This window comes from Rhodococcus marinonascens NBRC 14363 (assembly GCF_001894885.1).
Taxonomy (GTDB): Bacteria; Actinomycetota; Actinomycetes; order Mycobacteriales; family Mycobacteriaceae; genus Rhodococcus_F; species Rhodococcus_F marinonascens.
The window spans coordinates 1-4,177 of sequence record NZ_BCXB01000073.1 but is presented as its reverse complement, the minus strand read 5'-3'; the positions used below and the strand labels follow the sequence as shown (position 1 = coordinate 4,177).

4 protein-coding genes are annotated in these 4,177 nt (G+C 65.4%); 2 read left to right on the top strand and 2 right to left on the bottom strand.

The features are described from left to right. The first annotated feature begins 80 nt into the window (after positions 1-80). Positions 81-947, top strand: coding sequence for a replication initiation protein (locus tag RM2_RS22395; RefSeq protein WP_072691686.1), 867 nt, complete (start codon positions 81-83; stop codon positions 945-947). Further along, positions 937-1,203, top strand: a complete 267-nt coding sequence (locus tag RM2_RS22390) for a sigma factor-like helix-turn-helix DNA-binding protein (RefSeq protein WP_072691685.1) — start codon at positions 937-939, stop codon at positions 1,201-1,203. Before RM2_RS22395 ends, RM2_RS22390 begins: the two co-directional genes overlap by 11 nt. Before the next feature lie 525 nt (positions 1,204-1,728). On the opposite strand, the gene RM2_RS22385 is transcribed toward RM2_RS22390, so the two are convergent. Continuing rightward, positions 1,729-2,298, bottom strand: a complete 570-nt coding sequence (locus RM2_RS22385; protein ID WP_072691684.1) for a PhoU domain-containing protein — start codon at positions 2,296-2,298, stop codon at positions 1,729-1,731. Positions 2,299-2,410: 112 nt separating this feature from the next. Next, the gene (locus RM2_RS22380) at positions 2,411-3,850 is read right to left on the bottom strand and encodes an alanine/glycine:cation symporter family protein (RefSeq protein ID WP_072691683.1); all 1,440 of its coding nucleotides are present in this window, start codon (positions 3,848-3,850) and stop codon (positions 2,411-2,413) included. Positions 3,851-4,177: the final 327 nt, after the last annotated feature.

Sequence of the window (4,177 nt, the reverse complement as noted above, 5' to 3'; positions counted from 1 at the left end):
CCCCAGGACGAAATCGGGATACCTGATATGGCTGGCGTGTCCTACATAAAAAATCAGGTTCCGTGTGTGACGGTGTTCGCATGACAGTTCTCACCGGGGAAGCGTGGAGCACTGACGTACTGCTCCCACATCGTCCGTACGCGACGAACGCGCTAGCACGCGGGCAGTACCGCATGAGCCGAGACGACGCGCTCACCATGCGCTACATCGAGCACTCCCCGCACGCGTTGCTCGGATCCATCGTCATCGACTGCGACCACCCCGACGCCGCCATGCGCGCCTTCGAGCAGCCCTCCGACCATCCCGCGCCGAACTGGGTGGCCCAATCCCCTTCCGGCCGCGCGCATCTCGGCTGGTGGCTCGGCCCTCACCACATCTGCCGCACCGACTCCGCCCTGCTGGCGCCGCTCCGGCTCGCGCACCGGATCGAACGAGGCCTGTGCATCTCCGTGGGCGGAGACTTCGCCTACGGCGGGCAACTGACCAAGAACCCCATCCACCCGGACTGGGAGACGATCTACGGCCCCGCCGACCCGTACACGTTGCGCGAGCTGATCACCGTGCACACACCCCGGCAGATTTCGCGGCGACCGGATCGGGTCGCCGGCCTGGGCCGCAACGTCACCATGTTCGACACCGCCCGCACCTGGGCCTACCCGCAGTGGTGGCACCACCGGAACGGCACCGTCGACCAGTGGCTCCAGCTCGTCCTCCAGCGCTGCCACGCCATCAACACCCAGTTCGCCGACCCCTTGCCCTTCGTCGAGGTCCAGGCCACCGCCCACTCCATCGGCAAATGGATCTGGCGCAACTTCGACGAGGAGGAATTTCGCGCCCGCCAGTCTGCGCGCGGGAAGATCGTCACGCCTGCGAAGATCGAAGCGAACCGAGCACGCGCGACCCGATTCGACCGTGAACTAGTTCGGGAGGTGTCCCGTGGGTGCTGAGACTCCCGCACGACGGACCCGCTGCGCCCGAGAGGTCGCCGAGCGCATCGGAGCCTCACCGCGCACCGTCCGGCGCATCATTGCCGAGCCACGCGCCGAGTTCGAGGCCCGTGCAGCCGAGCGCCGCCGCCGTGTGCTCGAGCTCCGCGCGGAAGGCTTGAAGCTCCGCGAGATCGCCGAGGAGGTGGGCATGACCGTCGGCGGTGTCGGCACGATCCTCCACCACGCCCGCAAGCAAGCTGGGGTGAATTCATGAGCAGCCAGTGCCTTGCCCCCACACGTACCGGAACCCCGTGCGGGCACCCAGCCCTGCACGGGCGTGACATGTGCCCCACACACGCACCCGAACGTCAATGCGGAGTACTCAAGGACGACGGCACCCACTGCACCATCGCCACCGGCGGCAAAGGCCCCTGCCGCTGGCATCGCCCCGCCGAGACACAACCAGAGACGAGCCGACCATAAGCAACACCGTCAACTACAAACGCGGATTCCATGCCGGATGGGCTGACTACTTCGCCGCCCACGAGTCCTGACACGATCGCCAACAGAGCGCCCGGCCGTACCCCTTGCGGCCGGGCGCTCTCGTGTTCATGACCCGGCCACAGGGTCAGGGGGCAAGCCAGCGCGCAGCGGTGGCGCGGCAGCATTTCCCCACGTCGCACCTTTAGTGCAAGAGGTGTGTGGAATTTCGGGTTCGTAGGACTGGACTACGGCCGGTTGACCCCGTCGAGAACCGGAACCCGACGGACTGAGTCCGGCAGGTAAGCCGGGTACGGCTCTACCGGTCGAGAACCCGATTGAGGAATCGTGGCCACCGGTGCGGATTTGGCGCGGGTGGCGTCGTAGGAGGCGCAGCTTCGGGTGGTTCCGGGGTCTGCGGGGCGGCTTCGATCATGCGGAGGGCATGGCGGAGGTCTGCTACGCGCTCGGCGCGCTCGGCGGCGAGTTGTTCGGCGGCGATGCGGTGGGCGTGCTCAAGGTCGGCGCGGGCGTGCTCAAGGTCGAGCGCCTGCTCGAGTTCGGCGATGCGGCGGGCATGCTCGCTGTTGGTGGTTGCGGGTGCCCGGTCATGCTCGCGGTCGGTATCAGGTGTGGTGCTCGGCGACTGGTCGGGTGCGGTAGGGCGGTCGGGGAAGAATCCGGCGGCGAGCAAACCCTCGAGGGGGATCGACCAGCCTTTTTCGGTTTCGGCTGCGCCGGGGATTCGGCCGGCTGTCAAGGCGCGTTGGATGGTGGCCCGTCCGACGCCGCAGCGGCGGGCTGCCTCTGATGCAGACCAGTGCGGCCGCCCGGGCATGCCCGCGAGCATGCCGGGCGGGATCTGGTTGTCTGGGGTGCTCGCGGGCATGGTTCACAGCCTGCCCGAGTAGCTGGGGTGGTCTTGGTGGCGCGCCGTGGGAACCGGAACCTGACTGACTCTGAGTCTGGTCGGGCGTTTACCCGGTTAACGCCCGAAAGCGTTAACCGGGTAAACGCTTGGCTGGGACTTTGGGATCTACGGATCCCCATACCTGCACTCCGCGGACCTCCGGCAGGTCTGCGCGATGGAATACCGGATCGATCCCCTGCGCCCGCTGACGCGTGTAATGCGTGAACAATGCGAACGCCACACCCGACAGCGGCGCCAATGCGATGAGGTTGACCGTCGCCATCACACCCATGAAGAGATCGGCCAGCCCCCACACGAGCGGAAGCGACCCCACGGCGCCCGCAAACACGCACACCACGACCAGCACACGGAAGCCCTGCAGCACACCCCGCGAACCTGTGAGGAACTCAATGTTGGCCTCACCGTAGTAGTAGTTGCCGACAACCGAGGTAAAGGCCAGGAAGAAGATGGCGACCGCGAGGAAGTGCACGGTCCAGCCGCCGAGTTCGGCGGCCAGCGCATTCTGGGTGAGCGAGGCGCCAGCCGTCGTGCCGTACTCGGGGTTCGACAGCAAAATGATGAACGCCGTCACCGAGCAGACCAGCAGGGTGTCGAAGTAGACGCCCAGGCTCTGCACCAACCCCTGCTTGACGGGATGCGAAACTGCCGCGGTCGCAGCGGCATTCGGCGCGGAACCCATGCCGGCTTCGTTGGAGAACAGACCACGACGGATACCGTGCATGAACGCCGCCGCGAAACCACCGCCGACGACCTCCTGGAAACCGAACGCGTTCTCGACGATCAACTGGAACATCCGCGGCACCTCACCGAGATTGAGTGCCACGACCAGCAACCCGAGGACAATGTATGCGAGGGCGACCAACGGCACGACGATCTGCGTGACCCCCGAGATCCGGCGCACACCGCCGAAGATCACGGCGGCGGTCAGCACTGCGACCACTACCCCCACGAGTGCCGCCGGCCCGCTCCCCTCGAACCCGATTGACGTAGACGCCGCGTCGACGATCGAGTTGGTCTGCAGCGCGTTGAAAACGAACCCGTAGGTGAGCGTGATGACGACCGCGAAGATCACACCCATCCAACGTCGTCGCAGCCCGTACTGCATGTAGTATGCGGGGCCACCGCGGAATCCGTCGCGGTCACGCACCTTGTACACCTGCGCAAGGGTGGACTCCACAAACGCAGTTGCCGCACCGATGATCGCCATCGCCCACATCCAGAACACAGCACCCGGGCCGCCCATGCTGATCGCGATACCGACCCCGACGATGTTGCCGGTACCGACGCGGGAGGCTGAGATAGAGAAGGCGCGGAACGCCGAGATCCCCTTGGTGCCGTCGGGGAGCGTCTCGGCACGCTCGATGACCGAGCGCAGCATGTCGGGTAGTAGCCGGATCTGCACGAACCGTGACCACACGGTGAAGTACAGGCCCAAACCTACGAGCAGCACGATGACGCCGTACCAGTAGATGTCGTTGACCTTCGTTACAGCATCGACAGACGCGTCCATTGATTGATCATGAACTACTTCGCACGACTAAGTGAAATGAAATACACGATCAGTTCAGGCATCCGTGATCACCCTCTCCGAGCATCGTGGCGGCCATCGGGGAGAGCGCCTACACATACCGCCCCGATCGGGAAGGCCTGGCACCGAACGAATTGAAGCTGCCGCCGTCCACCTGCCGTACTCCGGCTTGCCTCCCGGACTCCCGACCTCTCTGTACCTTCCACGAGTGGGGTCCCACGGCCGTGGTCCAGACCCGAAAAACACACCTCTTGCATTGAGGTCACGGAGGAATAACGGAGATCCGAGGGGCTTCGAGAAGCCCTAAAA